The sequence below is a fragment of the Streptomyces sp. NPDC047853 genome, from assembly GCF_043204535.1.
Classification (GTDB): Bacteria; Actinomycetota; Actinomycetes; order Streptomycetales; family Streptomycetaceae; genus Streptomyces.
The window spans coordinates 1-15,512 of the sequence record NZ_JBIDCI010000011.1 but is presented as its reverse complement, the minus strand read 5'-3'; the positions used below and the strand labels follow the sequence as shown (position 1 = coordinate 15,512).

At 72.5% G+C, this 15,512-nt stretch carries 17 protein-coding genes; 6 read left to right on the top strand and 11 right to left on the bottom strand.

All coding sequences use genetic code 11. The annotated features are described in order from the left end of the window. Nucleotides 1-17 precede the first annotated feature (17 nt). The 11 genes from ACGF5T_RS21080 to ACGF5T_RS21030 all read right to left on the bottom strand — a co-directional run bounded on the left by ACGF5T_RS21080 (nucleotide 18) and on the right by ACGF5T_RS21030 (nucleotide 10,182). Entirely contained in the window at nucleotides 18-551 is a 534-nt protein-coding gene (locus tag ACGF5T_RS21080; protein ID WP_366768156.1) for a GNAT family N-acetyltransferase, read from the bottom strand. Beyond that, nucleotides 548-1,126 (bottom strand): XRE family transcriptional regulator, encoded by a 579-nt coding sequence (locus ACGF5T_RS21075; RefSeq protein WP_366768157.1) that lies wholly within the window; start codon nucleotides 1,124-1,126, stop codon nucleotides 548-550. The genes ACGF5T_RS21080 and ACGF5T_RS21075 overlap by 4 nt, the downstream gene beginning before the upstream one ends. Before the next feature lie 46 nt (nucleotides 1,127-1,172). Continuing rightward, entirely contained in the window at nucleotides 1,173-2,075 is a 903-nt protein-coding gene (locus ACGF5T_RS21070; RefSeq protein WP_356611910.1) for a LysR family transcriptional regulator, read from the bottom strand. Between the two features lie 71 nt (nucleotides 2,076-2,146). Then, the gene (locus ACGF5T_RS21065) at nucleotides 2,147-3,340 is read right to left on the bottom strand and encodes a glycine C-acetyltransferase (protein WP_356611912.1); all 1,194 of its coding nucleotides are present in this window, start codon (nucleotides 3,338-3,340) and stop codon (nucleotides 2,147-2,149) included. Between the two features lie 39 nt (nucleotides 3,341-3,379). After that, the gene (gene tdh / locus ACGF5T_RS21060; protein WP_356611914.1) at nucleotides 3,380-4,408 is read right to left on the bottom strand and encodes an L-threonine 3-dehydrogenase; all 1,029 of its coding nucleotides are present in this window, start codon (nucleotides 4,406-4,408) and stop codon (nucleotides 3,380-3,382) included. Between the two features lie 221 nt (nucleotides 4,409-4,629). After that, nucleotides 4,630-5,205, bottom strand: a complete 576-nt coding sequence (locus tag ACGF5T_RS21055; protein ID WP_356611915.1) for a GAF domain-containing protein — start codon at nucleotides 5,203-5,205, stop codon at nucleotides 4,630-4,632. An 83-nt stretch (nucleotides 5,206-5,288) separates the two neighbouring features. Further along, nucleotides 5,289-5,912, bottom strand: coding sequence for an ATP/GTP-binding protein (locus tag ACGF5T_RS21050; RefSeq protein WP_361018102.1), 624 nt, complete (start codon nucleotides 5,910-5,912; stop codon nucleotides 5,289-5,291). After that, nucleotides 5,890-6,264, bottom strand: coding sequence for a DUF742 domain-containing protein (locus ACGF5T_RS21045; protein ID WP_356611918.1), 375 nt, complete (start codon nucleotides 6,262-6,264; stop codon nucleotides 5,890-5,892). The genes ACGF5T_RS21050 and ACGF5T_RS21045 overlap by 23 nt, the downstream gene beginning before the upstream one ends. A gap of 2 nt (nucleotides 6,265-6,266) precedes the next feature. Continuing rightward, the gene (locus ACGF5T_RS21040) at nucleotides 6,267-6,704 is read right to left on the bottom strand and encodes a roadblock/LC7 domain-containing protein (protein WP_356611920.1); all 438 of its coding nucleotides are present in this window, start codon (nucleotides 6,702-6,704) and stop codon (nucleotides 6,267-6,269) included. A gap of 131 nt (nucleotides 6,705-6,835) precedes the next feature. Next, nucleotides 6,836-8,734, bottom strand: a complete 1,899-nt coding sequence (locus tag ACGF5T_RS21035) for an ATP-binding protein (protein WP_356611922.1) — start codon at nucleotides 8,732-8,734, stop codon at nucleotides 6,836-6,838. Between the two features lie 386 nt (nucleotides 8,735-9,120). Beyond that, nucleotides 9,121-10,182: a helix-turn-helix domain-containing protein gene (locus tag ACGF5T_RS21030; RefSeq protein ID WP_366768158.1), complete on the bottom strand. Its 1,062-nt coding sequence runs from the start codon at nucleotides 10,180-10,182 to the stop codon at nucleotides 9,121-9,123. A gap of 351 nt (nucleotides 10,183-10,533) precedes the next feature. Here ACGF5T_RS21030 and ACGF5T_RS21025 point away from each other — a divergent pair, with 351 nt between their 5' ends. From ACGF5T_RS21025 to ACGF5T_RS21000, 6 genes are all read left to right on the top strand, one after another. Beyond that, on the top strand, nucleotides 10,534-10,839 hold the full coding sequence (locus ACGF5T_RS21025) for a hypothetical protein (RefSeq protein ID WP_356611925.1): 306 nt from the start codon (nucleotides 10,534-10,536) through the stop codon (nucleotides 10,837-10,839). Between the two features lie 180 nt (nucleotides 10,840-11,019). Further along, nucleotides 11,020-11,187, top strand: a complete 168-nt coding sequence (locus ACGF5T_RS21020; protein ID WP_356611927.1) for a hypothetical protein — start codon at nucleotides 11,020-11,022, stop codon at nucleotides 11,185-11,187. Nucleotides 11,188-11,301: 114 nt separating this feature from the next. Next, a complete protein-coding gene (locus ACGF5T_RS21015) occupies nucleotides 11,302-12,480 on the top strand; it encodes a peptidase S1 and S6 (RefSeq protein ID WP_392888758.1) in 1,179 nt (392 codons plus the stop codon). A gap of 155 nt (nucleotides 12,481-12,635) precedes the next feature. Beyond that, on the top strand, nucleotides 12,636-13,922 hold the full coding sequence (locus ACGF5T_RS21010) for a CHAP domain-containing protein (protein WP_366768159.1): 1,287 nt from the start codon (nucleotides 12,636-12,638) through the stop codon (nucleotides 13,920-13,922). A gap of 245 nt (nucleotides 13,923-14,167) precedes the next feature. Further along, nucleotides 14,168-15,109: a LysR family transcriptional regulator gene (locus tag ACGF5T_RS21005; protein ID WP_356611932.1), complete on the top strand. Its 942-nt coding sequence runs from the start codon at nucleotides 14,168-14,170 to the stop codon at nucleotides 15,107-15,109. 77 nt (nucleotides 15,110-15,186) lie between these two features. Beyond that, the coding region (locus ACGF5T_RS21000) for a hypothetical protein (protein ID WP_392888754.1) at nucleotides 15,187-15,512 on the top strand (326 nt) is incomplete at its 3' end.

Here is a 15,512-nt window from a genome sequence, read left to right as displayed (position 1 = left end):
GCCGTCGCCACTGACATTCACCCGGCGGCCGCGGGCGCGCCGATCCGCTTGAAGTAGAGCGTCGTGGGGCGCAGTTCCCCGTGCGGGTCCGCCGCGTAGTCGGGAATGGTTCCGGCGCGGGTCCATCCGGCGGACCGGTAGAGGTGTTCGGCGGGGCTGCCCGTCTCGGTGTCGAGGTGGAGCAGGGTGATGCCGGCGGCCGCGGCCGCCTCCTCGGCGGTGGTCAGGAGCCTGCGACCGAGGCCCAGGCCGCGCGCCTCCCGGCGGACCATGAGCTTGACCAGCTCGGCACGGTGCCGGCTGTTGGGCTTGTCGGGCAGGGCGAGGCTCACCGTTCCGGTCACCCGCTCCCCCTGGTGCGCCACCCAGACGGCGAGGCGCCCGGCGGCCACGGCGGCGGACCGGTCCCGCCACCAGGCGAGGGCCTCCGCCCGGCCGAGCGGCGCGAGGAAGCCGACGGAGGCGCCGCTCTCGACGGTGTCGGTCAGCAGGCCGGCCAGGGGCGCGAGCAGTGCCGTCAGCCGGTCGGCGTCGACGCGGGACACGGTCACGGCAGCACCACCGCCAGCGCGTAGCGCGCGCCCTCGGGTCCGGCGCACCGGAACCTCGTCGGCCCCCACACCCGCATCCGCAGGCAGTCCCCGGCGCCGAGGTGGTGCTCGACGTCCTGGGCCGTCACCTCCAGGGCTCCCTCGAGCACCCAGACGTGCTGCTCCAGACCCGGTACGGGGGGCCGGTCGTAGGCGAGGTCGGCGCCGGCGGTGAGGCGGCCCTCGACGAGTTCGCCGCGCAGCCCCGCGTGCGGCGGGGACACGGAGCGGCGGACGAACCCCGCGGACCGGTCCTCCCACCGCGGCTGCTCGGCCGCGCGCACCAGCAGGGCGGGTTCCGCCTCGACCTCGCTGAGCAGCCGGGACATGGTCCGCCCGTAGACCGCGCACAGGCGGTTGAGGAGGGAGGCGGTCGGGCTGGTCTCCGCCCGCTCGGCCCGCGACAGGGTGGACCGGCTCACCCCGCTGCGCTCCGCCAGCTCCCCCAGCGACCATCCGCGTTCGGCCCGCAGCTCGGCCAGCCGGGCGGCGAGCCGGGCGTCCACGGGGTCCGGGGCGTCGTCCGTGTCTCTCATGCGCGGCACGTTATCCCGTATATGAGACGTTCCTGTTACGGGAGGCTCACGCCCGGGCGGCCTGGTCGAGTGCGTCCAGGACGGGACGGATCAGCGGGTGCTCCTCGGCCCCCCGGCGTACGGCGGCGAAGACGCGGCGGGTGGGCGCGACGCCGTCGACCGGCCGGACGACCACGCCCGTGAGGTCCGTGCCGTGCAGCGCGGAACGCGGGACGAGCGCCACGCCGACGTCGGCCGCGGCGAGGGACACCACCGCGCGGAAGTCGTCCGACGAGTGCTCCATACGGGGCTGGAAGCCGGCGCTCTCGCAGGCCAGGACCACCACGTCGTGGCAGGGGTTGCCCGGGTAGGGGCCGATCCACGGGTCCTTGGCCAGCTCCGCGAGCGGCACCTCGGCGGCGTCCGCGAGGCGGTGGGCGACCGGGACGACCGCGTCGAAGGGCTCCGCGTACAGGGGTACGTGGGTCAGGCGCGGGTCGTCGGCGGGCGGCGCCCCGCGGTACTCGACGGCCACGGCCACATCGACCCGCCGGTCGAGGACCATCGGCAGGCTGGCGTCGCCCTCGGCGTCCTGGACGCGGATGCGGATGCCGGGCGCCGACTCGGCGAGGCGGCCCAGCGCGGGCGCCACGACCAGGGCGATGCCGGTCGCGAACGAGGCCACCGTCACCGTCCCGGCGGCGCCCGAGCCGTACGCGGCGAGTTCCGCCTCGGCCCGCTCCAGCTGGGCGAGTACGGCGTTGGTGTGGCTGAGCAGGATCTCGCCAGCCGGGGTCAGCCGGACGCCCCGCGCGCCGCGCTCGACCAGGCGGTGGCCGGTCTCCTGCTCCAGGGCGGCCAACTGCTGGGAGACCGCCGACGGGGTGAGGTACAGCGCGGCGGCAGCCGCCGTCACGGTGCGGTGGTCCGCCACCGCCCGGAGGATGTGCAGCCGCCGCGCTTCGATCACGGGATCGATTCTCTCAGGTCAGGCGGCCGTGGGCCCGACGCGGGCCGGGCCGGGCCCGAGCCGGGCGGGTGTCACGCGTCCAGCTCCGCGCGCGCCGCCACGAAGGCGTCCACCGCGCGGTCGACGTCCTCGGTGGAGTGGGCGGCGGACAGCTGGACGCGGATACGCGCCTGCCCCTGCGGGACGACCGGGTAGGAGAAGCCGATCACGTACACCCCGCGCTCCAGCAGCAGCTCCGCCATGCGGCCCGCCCGCGAGGCGTCGCCGATCATCACCGGTGCGATGGCGTGGTCGCCGGGGAGGATGTCGAAGCCCTCCTCCACCATCCGGCGGCGGAACAGGGCGGTGTTCTCGGCGAGCCGCACCCGCAGGTCGTCGGCCGACTCCAGCAGGTCGAGCACCTTGAGGGACGCGGCGGCGATGACCGGGGCGAGGGTGTTGGAGAACAGGTACGGCCGGGAGCGCTGGCGCAGCAGGGCGACGATCTCGGCGCGGGCGGCGACGTAGCCGCCGGAGGCGCCGCCGAGGGCCTTGCCGAGGGTGCCGGTGATGATGTCGACGCGGTCCATCACGCCGTGCAGCTCGGGGGTGCCGCGCCCGCCGGGGCCGACGAAGCCGACGGCGTGCGAGTCGTCGACCATGACCATGGCGTCGTAGCGGTCGGCGAGGTCGCAGATCTCGCGCAGCGGGGCGACGTAGCCGTCCATGGAGAAGACGCCGTCGGTGACGATCAGGCGGCGCCGGGCGTCGGAGGCGTCCTTGAGCTGTCGCTCCAGGTCGGCCAGGTCGCGGTTGGCGTAGCGGAGGCGGCGGGCCTTGGAGAGCCGGATGCCGTCGATGATCGAGGCGTGGTTGAGGGCGTCGGAGATCACCGCGTCCTCGGGGCCGAGGAGGGTCTCGAACACGCCTCCGTTGGCGTCGAAGCAGGAGGAGTAGAGGATCGTGTCCTCCTGCCCGAGGAACGCGGAGAGGCGGGCCTCCAGCTCCTTGTGGACCTCCTGGGTGCCGCAGATGAAGCGCACGGACGCCATGCCGTAGCCCCAGCGGTCCAGGGCCTGGTGGGCGGCGGCGACGACCTCGGGGTGGTCGGCGAGGCCGAGGTAGTTGTTGGCGCAGAAGTTGAGGACCTCGCCGGGGCGGCCGCCGGCCGTGACGGCGACGGTGGCGGACTGCGGGGTGCCGATCACGCGCTCGGGCTTGTGCAGGCCGGCGGCGCGGATCTCGTCGAGGGTGGCGCGCAGGTCGTCGCGCACGGAGTCGAACATCTCAGAAGCTCCTAGGAAAGCTGATGGCTCGCGCGTGACTCACGCGGTCCAGTCGAGGATGACCTTGCCGCCCCGGCCGCTCGCCGCGTCGGCGAACGCGGCCTCGTGGTCGCGGTGGCTGTAGCGGCCGGTGATGACGGGGGCGAGGTCGAGGCCGCCTTCGAGCAGCACCGACATGGCGTACCAGGTCTCGAACATCTCGCGGCCGTAGATGCCCTTGATCGTGATCATCGAGGTGACGATCCGGGCCCAGTCGACGGGGAACTCCTCGGACGGCAGGCCCAGCATCGCGATCCGGCCGCCGTGCGTCATGTTGGCGATCATGTCGCGCATGGCCTCGGCGCGGCCGGACATCTCCAGGCCGATGTCGAAGCCCTCGCGCAGGCCGAGTTCGCGCTGCCCGTCGGCGATGCTCGCCTTGGACACGTCGAGGGCGAGGCTGACCCCGACCTTGAGGGCCAGGTCCAGGCGTTCCTGGCTCACGTCGGTGATCACGACGTTGCGGGCGCCCGCGTGCCGGGCCACCGCGGCGGCCATCAGGCCGATCGGTCCGGCGCCGGTGATCAGGACGTCCTCGCCGACCAGCGGGAAGGACAGCGCGGTGTGCACGGCGTTGCCGAAGGGGTCGAAGATCGCGGCGACGTCGAGGTCGACGGGCACCCGGTGCACCCAGACGTTGGTGGCGGGCAGGGCGACGTACTCGGCGAACGCCCCGTCCCGGCCCACGCCGAGCCCGACCGTGGCGCGGCACAGGTGGCGCCGGCCGGCCAGGCAGTTGCGGCACTTGCCGCAGACCAGGTGGCCCTCGCCGCTGACCCGGTCGCCGGTCTTGATGTCGGTGACGTCCCGCCCGGTGTCGACGACCTCGCCGACGAACTCGTGCCCGACGACGAGCGGGGTGCGGATGGCCTGCCGCGCCCATCCGTCCCACGCCCGGATGTGCAGGTCGGTGCCGCAGATGCCGGTGCGCAGCACCTTGATGAGGACGTCACCGGGTCCGATGACCGGCTCGGGGACGTCCGCGAGCCACAGCCCGGGCTCCGCCTTCTCCTTGACCAGCGCCTTCAACGCTACGGCTCCTGACGGGTGAGGTCCCGGCACCGGGCATGCGAGGCAGCCCGCGTCCGGGAAGGGGAGGGGAATCGCACAGCAATCTGCCGTACGACACCACCCCGGGTCCATCGAGCCTTTCTTAAGCCCGGCCGCAGCTTTCCTTCACGCCCCGCGGACCCGCCCCGCGCGCCCGCCCCGCCGGCCCGCCCCGTGCCAGCGTGCCGGTGACCGGCGGCTCACAGCGGAAGCCCGTCCTCCGCGCTGCGTTCGATGCGCCGCACCAGGTCGGCCGCGGTCGACTTGATCGTCGCGAGGCCCGCCTGCCCCCAGGTCCGGGGCCGTACGTCGGACGCGGCCACCGTGCCCAGCACCGTGCCCGTGCTGTCGATGAGCGGGGCGCCGAGGTAGGAGCGGATGCCGAACTCGTCGACGACCGGGTTGCCCGCGAAACGCGGGTAGTCGCGCACGTCCTCCAGGACCAGGGCCTTGCCCCGGACCACCACGTGCGGGCAGAAGCCGTGGTCGCGGGGCTGGACGCGGCCGAACTCCGGGCTGGTGCCGTCCCCCCGCGTCACCGGCGGGAACTCCGGCACCCGCAGGCCCGCGAAGAACTGCCCGCCCTCCACGAGGAAGTTGACCATCGCGTACGGCGACTCGGCGAGCCCGGCGAGCTGTGCCGCGAAGGCGTCGAGGGCCGGGTCCGGGCGCTGCGCCAGGCCGAGCCGGCGCAGCCGCCGCACCCGGGCGGGCGCCTCCCGGTCCTCGGGCGTGAGCAGCAGGCGTCCGGCCGGGCGCGGCGGGTCGTAGCTCATGGGCGGGCTCCGTCGCTGTGGACGTGCGTCATGTGCGGCTCCAGGGCGGTGCGGGCGTGGGTCACCTGGGAAAAAACCGGGATTCACCTGTGGGCGCCGAACCCCGTCGCGGGGGCCGGAGTGTGGGCGATGAGGTGGCGTACGAGGGTGAGCAGCGTCTGTACGCCGGAACTGGAGATCCGGGCGTCGCAGCGCACGATGGGGATCTCGGGGTGGAGGTCCATGGCGGCCCGCACCTCCTCGGGGTCGTAGCGGTAGGCGCCGTCGAACTCGTTGACGGCGACGATGAATCCGAGTCCTCGTTCCTCGAAGAAGTCGACGGCGGCGAAGGACTCCTCCAGCCGCCGGGTGTCGGCGATGATCACGGCGCCGAGAGCGCCCTCGCACAGCTCGTCCCACATGAACCAGAACCGTTCCTGGCCGGGTGTCCCGAACAGGTAGAGCACGTGCTGCGGGTCGAGGGTGATGCGGCCGAAGTCCATGGCCACGGTCGTCTCGAGCTTGTTCTCGATCCCGTCGAGGTTGTCGGTCGCGGCGCTGACCGTGGTGAGCAGTTCCTCCGTGCTCAGCGGCGCGATCTCGCTCACCGCGCCGACGAAGGTCGTCTTGCCCACTCCGAAGCCGCCGGCCACGAGGATCTTCAACGCGGTGGGGAACGGATCGGTGCCGGCGGCGTGGCCGTAGTCAGAGCTGTCGTCGTAGTCCATCGAGCACTGCCTCCAGAAGGGCCCGGTCCGTGGGGTTGTGGTGGAACGCGGCGGGGGGTTTCGTGGTCAGCGCGCCGCAGTCCACCAGGTCCGACAGCAGCACCTTGGTGACTGCCACCGGAAGCCTCAGATGAGCGGCGAGCTCGGCGACCGGGAGGGGCGCCCTGCACAGGTCCAGTGCCTGCGCGTGCTCGGGTCCCAGGTAGCCGAGGGGGGTCGCCCCGGTGGCCATCACCTGGGACATCAGGTCGAGCGCGACGGTCGGCCGGGTACGGCCGTTGCTCACGGTGAAAGGGCGCACCAGCCGTCCGGCGGCGTCGTCGAGCCAGGGCCCGTCGCCGGCCGCGGCCACCCTCAAGGCCTCATCGCCGGGGGTTCGACGGCGTACTGCCGGGGCGCGGTGACCAGGTACGGGCGGACGCTCTTGACGAGCATCGCCATCTCGTAACCGAGCACGGCGGCGTCGGCCTCGCGGCCGGCCAGCACGGCGAGACAGGTGCCCGAGCCGGCGGTGGTGACGAAGAGCAGGGTCGAGTCGAGTTCCACGACGACCTGCCGTACGTCGCCGCCGTCGCCGAAGCGGACGCCGGCGCTGCGGCCGAGGGAGTAGAGGCCGGAGGCCAGGGCGGCCATGTGGTCGGCGCTGTCCGCGTCGAGGCCGTGGACGGACTTCACCAGTCCGTCGCAGGACAGCAGCACCGCGCTGGTCGTGTGCGGTACGCGCTGCACGAGGCCGCTCATCAGCCAGTCGAGGTCGGACACGTGGCCGGTCGTCGGCGCATCGCTCGCCATGGTGGATCGACTCCTTGGGGTACGAAGGTCTGCGGGAGCGCGGGTCGTGGTGGTGGGGGTGGGGGTGGGGATGGGGGCGGAGAAGGGGCTCGGGGTGGTCGTGGGGGTGGCGGTGGGGGTGGTCACGGCTCTCATCCGGCCGGGTCCCGGTGGTTCTGCTCCGCCGGGTGCGGCTCCGTGTACCGGGGCACCGGCTCGTCGTGCGCCGGTCCCGGCCGGGGCGGCTCCACGGACGTCGGCTCCAGGTGCTGCTGGGCCTCCGCGAGTCCGATGCCGCGCTGGAAGGCGGCCATCAGTCCGGGGTCGTGCCCGGTGTGCTCCTCGGGTTCCTGGCGGGGTGCGGGGCCGCCGCGGAGCTGGGGCGCGATGTGCTCCTGGGCCCGGCGCCGGGGCAGGTGGGGCTTGCCCATGGTGCCGCGCACCGCGCTGTGGCGCGGCACGGGCGGGGCGGCCGCGTGTTCGGCGATCACGCCCCGGTCCTCGGGCCGGACGCCGGGCACCGCGGCGGCCGGCGTGGGCCGGTCCGGGCGGGCGCCGCGCACGGGCAGCGGTACGGGTCCGCCGTCGGCCCGGTGGGAGGGTGCCCGCACGGGCGCCTCGGGGGCGGGGGGCGGGGCGAAGGGCTCGGGAGGGGCGGGAACGGCCGCCGGAGTGGCGGGGGCGGCGGGGACGGGGGCGGGAGTGTCGAGGGCGGCTCCGGCGGGCGCAGGCGGCGTCGCGTCGCCCGTGGGGCGCGGTTGCTGCCGGGGCGGTGGCGGCAGGGGCACCGGCCCGGTCCCGGTGACCTGGTCCGGCCGGGCCTCGCCCCCGGGGGCGGCACCCGGCTCCGGTCCCAACAGGGCCTGCGGCACGACCAGGACGGCCTGGACACCGCCGTAGATGTTGGTCTGGAGCCGGACGGTGATGCCGTGCCGCTTGGCGAGCTGCGAGACGACGAACAGCCCGATGCGCCCGTCCGCGAGCAGGCGGGCGACGTTGACCTGGTCGGGGTCGGCGAGCAGCGCGTTCATCCGGCTCTGCTCGGCGACGGGCATCCCGAGTCCGCGGTCCTCGACCTCCACGGCGAGGCCCGAGGTGACGAGGTTGGCCCGCATCAGCACCTGGGTCTGCGGGGCGGAGAACAGGGTGGCGTTCTCGACGAGTTCGGCCAGCAGGTGGATGACGTCGGCGACGGCGTGGCCGCGCAGGGTGCCGTCGATCGGGGGGACGAGCCGGACCCGGGAGTACTGCTCCACCTCGGCGATGGCCGAGCGCAGCACCTCGGTCATGTCGACCGGGTTGCTCCACTGCCGGCGGGAGACGGCGCCCCCTAGCACGGCGAGGTTCTCGGCGTGGCGGCGGATGCGGGTGGCGAGGTGGTCGACGTGGAAGAGGCCCTTGAGGAGGTCGGGGTCCTCGATCTCGTTCTCCAGCTCGTCCAGGATGGAGATCTCGCGGTGCACCAGGGACTGCAGGCGCCGGGCGAGGTTGACGAAGACCTCCAGCTTCTGTTCGCTGCCCGCCTGACTGGAGAGCTGGGCGGCCCGGACGACCGCGGTGACGGCGCCGTCGTGGGCGCGCGACAGGTCGGCGGCGAGCAGGTCGAAGTCGTCGGCGTCGTCCGGCGGTCCGCCCCGGGGTGGGCGGTGCGGCGGGGTCTCGCCGCGGCGCAACGCCTCGACGACGCCCCGCAGTTCGCCCTCGCCGCGCGCGGTGCTGCGGCGCAGGGCGCCGACCCGGTCGTGCACGGACCGTGCGGCGCGGTCCGCCGCGACGGCGGCGATGGCGACCGCGGCGAGGGTCACCGAGACCGCCCCGGCGAGGACGGCCCACAGCACGGGGCCGGGGCGGGCGCCGGTGGACCGGACGGTGAACAGGACGACCGCGCAGGCGCTGAGGGCGACCGCGACGGGCGGCAGCACGGCCAGACGCAGCAGTTGGGGCCGTATGTGGGTCTCGGGCAACGCGAGGGCGGTACGGGAGGCCGGCCGGCCGTGCCGCCCGCCCTCGCGGCGGTCTGCTCGCGCGGCCGGGGCGCGGAGGTGAGACATCGGGGGTCCTCGTACTGGTCCGTTGGCCCGTCGGGCCTGGGTGCTCGCGCGTGGTGGCGGACACCACGCGGACACGCGACGCCACGCGGGCACGCGCCGTCGCGATGTCGGCCGAGCGGACCGGGGATCCGGTCTACGTAGCCCGACGGACACTGACAGTAGTCGCCTGTGCATCATGTGCGGTGGGCAGTTGCCAAAGTCCCTCGGACAACGTCCCGCTCTGGTATGAGACCTCGTACGACAGACCGATAAGCCGGTGAAGCACATGCTCCGAGGCGTCCGAACCCGGTCCCACCCGATCAGAAACGGTCCCGGACGGTTGGGGCCACCGGAGCCGGTCGAGGCGGGGCCGGGGCATCTCCCCGCGGTCGACCCCGGCTCGCGGACTACCCCGCTGCCGACCCGATCGTGTCGTCCTCCGGTGTCCTGCGGCTGCTGTCGAACCGGTCACGCGCCGCGTCCGCGGGCAACCAGCCCTGCTGCACCGCGCGGACACCTGCCTCGAAGCGGCTGCGTGCTCCCAGGCGTTCCATCAGCTCGGAGGCGGTGCGCCGGGCCGTGCGGGAGGACACGCCCAGCCGCTTGGCGATCGCCTCGTCCGTGTGGCCCTCGGCGAGCAGCCGGACGACCGTGGACTGCTGCCCGGTCAGCCCCTGCGGGTCCGGGGCGACGGTCTCACCGAGCGGTTGCGCTGCGGCCCACGTGGCCTCGAAGAGCGCGCACAGGGCGGTGAGCGTCTCGTGTCCGGTCAGGACCACCGCCCCGGCGGCCGTGTCATCGCCGCTGAGCGGGATCATCGCGGTCCTGCGGTCCATGAGGATCATCCGCGTGGGCAGGGACGGCACCGTGCGCACCTGTGCGCCCCGGGACGAGAGCCAGTCGGCGTGTTCGACGGTGGCCCGGTGAGTGCGCACGCTGTCGAGGTAGACCGTCCGCATGCGGACGCCGCGGTCGAGCAGGTCCGCGTTGAGGGGCCGGGACGCGGCCATGTTCTGCACCGTCTGCGGTCCCCCCGGGGCGAACGTCAGGAACTCCTCGGCAACCTGCCGGGAGAGGACGGCGAGCCGGTCCCGTACCTGGTCCAGGCCGATCAGCTGCTCCGTCTCCGAGGAGTGCCGGGTCTCCCGGAGTCCGGCGTACTCCGACAGGAGCTGGGTCGCCGCTGCGCGCGACGCCTCGACCCGTTGCCGGGCGGCCGCGAGTTCGGCCTGCTGCCGGGTCAGAATGATCTCCATGCCGATGTCGGGGGCGACCGCGCGCAGGTGACCCCCGGCTTCCGCCGAGGGCCGGACGAGGGCGAGCTCGCTCAGCGTGTCGAGCGCGTCGCGTATCCGCTCCTGCGGCATGCCGAGTCGCGCGGCGATCTCCGCCACGCCGGCTCGGGGGTGCGTCAGCATCACCCGGTACGTCTTCTCGGTCGCCGCGTCCAGTCCCAGTGCGGTCAGCATCGGTCTCCCCCAGAGCCCTGTGGTACCGCTCTCCCTCGACGCGCCCTCGGTTGGTCGCACGCGGCCGTCGTCGATCGGCGCCTCGAAGCAGCGCATGAGCGTGTTCCTGTACCCGACGGCTGCGCCGCGGGCGACGAACAGGATGGCTGACGCGCAATCAGCGAACAACGCCGACTCCGGTGCGGGACTCATAAGCGCGGATGATGAATGGCCGGCGACCGCCCCTCCCCGTCAGGGCCCTCCGCACCCACGTGAGGGCGGCCCACGAGACGTGGGCCGGAACAGGCCATGGCCGCAAGTGGCCGTTTACGCGGCGCCGTTCCCCGTGCGTGGGCGGGGATCGTGGCAGTCATGCATCTGGTCCACGTACATCTGCGACTCCCGCGGCACGCACAACTCCCCTCCGGCGCACGGGAGATGATGCGGGCGGCGATCCGGACCGACGACCTGGTGGAGCACCTGGCGGTGCACGCCGGGCCCGCCCGCCGGCTCACGCTCGGCTTCTTCCTCGTCGCCGACCTGCTGGAGGAAGCCGAAACGCGTGCGGTACACGTGAGCCTCCGGTTGTCCCGGGAAGTGCCCGCCCTGGACGGTGCCCAGTTGCTGGACGCGGGTGTGCCCCTGATGGAGCTGGCATTCGAACAGCCCTCTCGCTGAACGGGCCGGGTCCCCTGCGGCTGGACACAACCGTCCAGGTCCCCTTCCGGCCACCGGGAACGGCTTCCTGAGTGCCGGGCCAGCGGCGAAGCTGTTGTCCGTCAACCGGACCGAGCGTCGACACGAGACGCCCCCGCCGGTGGGACAGCTCGTCACCGGCACGGAGGAAATCGAACATTCATGACCCGCACTCACGTCACCCCGACCACCGCGGCCATCGCCCTCAGCCTCACGGCGGCGCTCGCGGGCCCGGTCCCCGGTCCGGGCTCGGCAGGCGCAGGCACACGCAACTCGGCCGACGCGGGCTGGCAGGTCGCCGAGGGAGGCGCCCTCCACCGGCTGCCGTGAAGCCGACGACCCGCGGCGCGGCTTTGCACGGGCCCTCCCACCGGCCCGGGCCGCCCACGGCACCGCGCTTCGCCCACGTTTCACCTCCCCACCACGATCAGGAGTCTCCGCAGCATGCGCACATACAAGAAGTCCGGTGTCACCGTCGGCGCCCTGCTGGCCGGTTCGCTGGCCCTGAGCCTCCTGACCGGGTCACCGGAGGCGACGGCCGACACGGTGACCGAGTGCTCGGGAACGGCGTCGGTCTACGGCGTCCTCGCCGACGGGCGGCTGACATTCAGCGACATCGATCCGGCCAACGGGAACCGGACCAGGACGCGCGTCGGCCCGTCGCTCGGGTTCACCCCGAAGGCGATGGCGACGCTCAACTTCAACACGCTTCTGGTGACCTCCACCGAGGGGGCCCTGTACCGGGTCGACATCCGCACCAATGACGAGACGCTTCAGCTCATGGGCACGCCCACGAGAATCGCGGCGAGCGGATGGACCCACGACAAGCTGACCTACGACGGCCACGGCAGCCTCTACGGCACCACCAGCGCGGGTTCTCTCCTCACGTACGTCATCCGGACCGCCAAGCCGGCCTCCGTCCCGACGGGCAGCAAGGTCGGCGACGGCTTCGTTCTGGAAACCCTCACGTCGGTGGGCCGCGACCGTCTCGTCGGCACCACGGACGCCGGAAAGCTGATGGGGTACCAGATCACGGCGTCCGGCTGGGAAGGTGCGGTGCTGCGCCAGGAGGCATGGGGCGGCTTCGAGCAGCTGGTTTCCCCCGGCGGGGGCGTGTACTACGGCGTCACCGAATCCGGGGGCATGTACTGGTACAAGGACGCCGACCCGACGGACGAGTCGGGCTCGGACATCACCGCGCACCCCAATGACGCCGTAGACACCGCGGGCTGGAGCCAGGTCGCCCTCTCCGCCGCTCCGGGCACGTACTCCTGCACCACCTCGACCACCCTCGACCGGGACGACATCGCCCAAGTCAAGGCAGCCGGACGTCAGTTGATGAACCAGCACAACAGCGCCTGGGCCAACGCGACGCAGTGGAACTGCCTGGAGAAGCTCTGGGACCACGAGAGCGGATGGCGCTGGGACGCCGACAACCCGTACTCCGACGCCTACGGCATCCCACAGGCCCTGCCCGGGGGCAAGATGTCCTCCGCCGGAGCCGACTGGGCGACCAACCCCCTGACCCAGATCAAGTGGGGCCTCGACTACATCGAAGAGCGCCCCGCGTACGGCTCGCCCTGTGCCGCCTGGAACTTCTGGCAGGCCAACCACTGGTACTAGGCCGGCCGACCGGGTGCCGCCGTGACCGTACGGAGCCGCTGCACCCGCGTCACGGGGGCGCCCCGGCCGTGCCCGCCCCACCACGTCGCAGCCTTCCGCCGCTCGACCCCATCCACCCTTCCCACCCGTCCTCGCACCTCTTCAGGAGCATCATCGTGTTCAAGAACACCAAGACACTGCGGACCGCCGTCACCACGCTGGCCGCCGGGGCGCTCTCGCTCGGGCTGCTGACCACGGCCACCGGCACCGCTCAGGCGGCGCTGGTCTGCGACGGCACCGTGTCCGTCTACGGCGTGCTCGCCGACGGCCGACTCACCTTCAGCAGCATCAACCCCGAGAACGGCAACCGCATCAAGACGCTCATAGGGCCCGACCTGGGCTTCACGCCGAAGGCCCTGACCGCGTTGAACTTCAACACCCTGCTCGTCACCTCCAACCAGGGGGCCCTCTACCGGGTCGACGTCAAGACGAACAACACCACGCTCGAACTGGCCGACACCAACCCCGTCACCAGAATCGAGGCAAGCGGCTGGACCCACGACAAGCTCACCTACGACGGCTTCGGCCACCTCTACGGCACGACGGCCGCCGGCACCCTGCTCCAGTACCCGGTGACGGCGAGCAAGCCCGCCTCCATCGCCGCCGGGAAGACGATCAGCGAGGGATTCGTCCTCAACACGCTCACCTCGGCCGGCAAGGACACCATCGTCGGGACCAGCGCCGACGGCAAGCTCCTCAGCTACAAGATCATCGGAACCAAGTGGACCCGCCAGGACCTGCGGACGTCCGCCTGGGGCGGCTTCGAACAGCTGGTGACGCCAGGCGGCGGCCTCTACTACGGCGTCACCGCGTCCAAGGGCATGTACTGGTACAAGGACACCAATCCGCTGAACAACTCCGGCGGGGACATCGTCGACCACAACGACGACCCGGTGGACACCTCCGGCTGGTCCCAGGTCTCCCTCTCCGCGGTGCCCAAGACCTACTCCTGCAGCTCCGAGTCCACTCTCGGGCAGCGCATCGCCGAACGGGCCGAGGCCGAGGTCGGCAGCAACTTCGGCGACTACGACTTCGATCACAGCCGTGCCTGGTGTGCCGAGTTCGGCGACTACATCTGGTCGAGTGCCGGCGTCTCGGGCACCTCGCAACTGAACGCCGCCGCGATCAGCTTCCGCAGCTACGGCCTCACCCACGGCACCTACCGGACCGGCGCCCCCAAGGTCGGCGACGCCGCCCTCTACGACACCGACCACAGCCTGACCGACGGCGAGGCCAACCACATCAACCTGGTCGTCGAGGTCTCCGCCGACGGCAAGCAGATCCGCACCGTCGGCGGGAACGAGAGCGGAGCCGTGCAGAAGAGCGGGTGGTTCAACTGGGACACGGCCGCCAGCCCGATCGGCGCGGGCCCCGTCCTCGCCTTCATCTCGCCGGTGGACTGATCTCGCCGGGGACCTGAGGCGCGTCCGCGTGACGGGCTGATCGGTGCGAGCCACCAGGGCCCTGTCGCTCCCTCCGGGGAAGCGACAGGGCCTCGTCACGTCCCCGCCTCCGCCGGCCTCCTCGTCCGTGCTGGTCACGGCCCCGGGCGTGCGCGTGCAGTCCCGCCCTTCGCCTAAGCTGGCAGGCTGAACACCATCGGTTCCCGCTGGACACGACGAGCGGGAATGATCAGTCGGGGGATGCAGTGGAACTGCGGGACATCGAGATCTTCCTGACCCTCGCGGAGGAACTGCACTTCGGTCGGACCGCGGAGCGCCTGCATCTCTCGCAGGCGCGGGTCAGCCAGTCGATCCGTCAGCAGGAACGCCGCTTGGGCGGTGCGTTGTTCGACCGCAGCACCCGGACCGTCACGTTGACGCTTCTCGGGCAGCGGCTGCGAGAGGACCTGACGCACGGCTTCGGATTGATACGGGCAGCGGTGGACCGGGCAGCCGCGGCGGCTCAAGGCTGCTGCGGAACCGTCCGGCTGGGAGCGATGGGGGCCCTGCCCTCCGAGCTGGCCTGGCTGGCCGATGCCTATCGGACCCGGTATCCCGAGTGCGCCATCGACTTCGTGGAGTTCCATTTCAGCGACCCGTTCGCGAAGCTGCGTACCAAGGAAGTGGATCTCCAGCTCATGTGGCTCCCCGTGCGCCGGAACGGGCTGTCGTGCGGCCCGGTCGTCCTGAGGGAGGGCCGCGTCCTGGCGGTCGCCGACGACTCGCCCCTGGCTGCACGAGAAAGCCTGTCCATGGAGGACCTGGCCGGCCAGACGATGCTCGACCCCGGGGAACGGGTACCGATGGACTGGTTCCAGGCCATGAGCCCCGACCACACGCCCGGCGGGCAGCCGATTCACCGCGGGCCGAAGGCCCGGACCTTCCACGAAGTGCTCGCCCTGGTCGCCGCCGGGCGCATCGTCTGCCCCCTCAACGGCCATGTCCCCCGCTACTACAGATACCCCGGTGTGACGCTGGTGCCCATCGAGGACGCCCCCCTCACCGAGTGGGCGCTGGTTCGGCCGGACAGAACGCCCCCGCCCCACGTCCAGGCTTTCATCGACACGGCCCGGGTCCTCGGTGCCCGCCGGGTCGACGACCACACCACCGTCGCCAAGGGCAGCAGCGCTCTCTCCACGGTCTCCTGACGAGCCCGGACACGGTGGGCGGTGAGACGTCACCCCGCCGGACCCCGAGTCGCGCGGACCGCACGAGAGTCGGGGGCGTGGGCGCCGGTGAGGCGCTGGTTCGCGAAGACCTCGTGCTGCGGGAGGGCTTCGCGTCGGAGCGGCATCTGCACCGGCTGCACAACTGGGACATCGGCGTCGCCGCGGGCACGATGTCGCTGCGGCCCGCGGGGCAACACCTCCCCATTACCTTCTTGGTGGCCCCGCGACGGGGTCGCCCGGCCTTCGGAGTTGGCATGACTGTCTCCCCCTGTCGAGTTGATGGCTTGGGGGGTGGTGTCACCAGCTCCGGAGGCATCGACAGACCGCTGATTAGGGGCATGACCACCGGCTTCTTCGCAGGTCGGGAGGCTCTTCGTAATGT

Bases quoted from the DNA above. Each gene is read 5' to 3' on its own strand.
- ACGF5T_RS21075 (WP_366768157.1), bottom strand. From the start codon at position 1,126: ATGAGAGACACGGACGACGCCCCGGACCCCGTGGACGCCCGGCTCGCC.
- ACGF5T_RS21065 (WP_356611912.1), bottom strand. From the start codon at position 3,340: ATGTTCGACTCCGTGCGCGACGACCTGCGCGCCACCCTCGACGAGATC.
- ACGF5T_RS21055 (WP_356611915.1), bottom strand. From the start codon at position 5,205: ATGAGCTACGACCCGCCGCGCCCGGCCGGACGCCTGCTGCTCACGCCC.
- ACGF5T_RS21050 (WP_361018102.1), bottom strand. From the start codon at position 5,912: ATGGACTACGACGACAGCTCTGACTACGGCCACGCCGCCGGCACCGAT.
- ACGF5T_RS21040 (WP_356611920.1), bottom strand. From the start codon at position 6,704: ATGGCGAGCGATGCGCCGACGACCGGCCACGTGTCCGACCTCGACTGG.
- ACGF5T_RS21035 (WP_356611922.1), bottom strand. From the start codon at position 8,734: ATGTCTCACCTCCGCGCCCCGGCCGCGCGAGCAGACCGCCGCGAGGGC.
- ACGF5T_RS21030 (WP_366768158.1), bottom strand. From the start codon at position 10,182: ATGCTGACCGCACTGGGACTGGACGCGGCGACCGAGAAGACGTACCGG.
- ACGF5T_RS21025 (WP_356611925.1), top strand. From the start codon at position 10,534: ATGCATCTGGTCCACGTACATCTGCGACTCCCGCGGCACGCACAACTC.
- ACGF5T_RS21020 (WP_356611927.1), top strand. From the start codon at position 11,020: ATGACCCGCACTCACGTCACCCCGACCACCGCGGCCATCGCCCTCAGC.
- ACGF5T_RS21015 (WP_392888758.1), top strand. From the start codon at position 11,302: ATGCGCACATACAAGAAGTCCGGTGTCACCGTCGGCGCCCTGCTGGCC.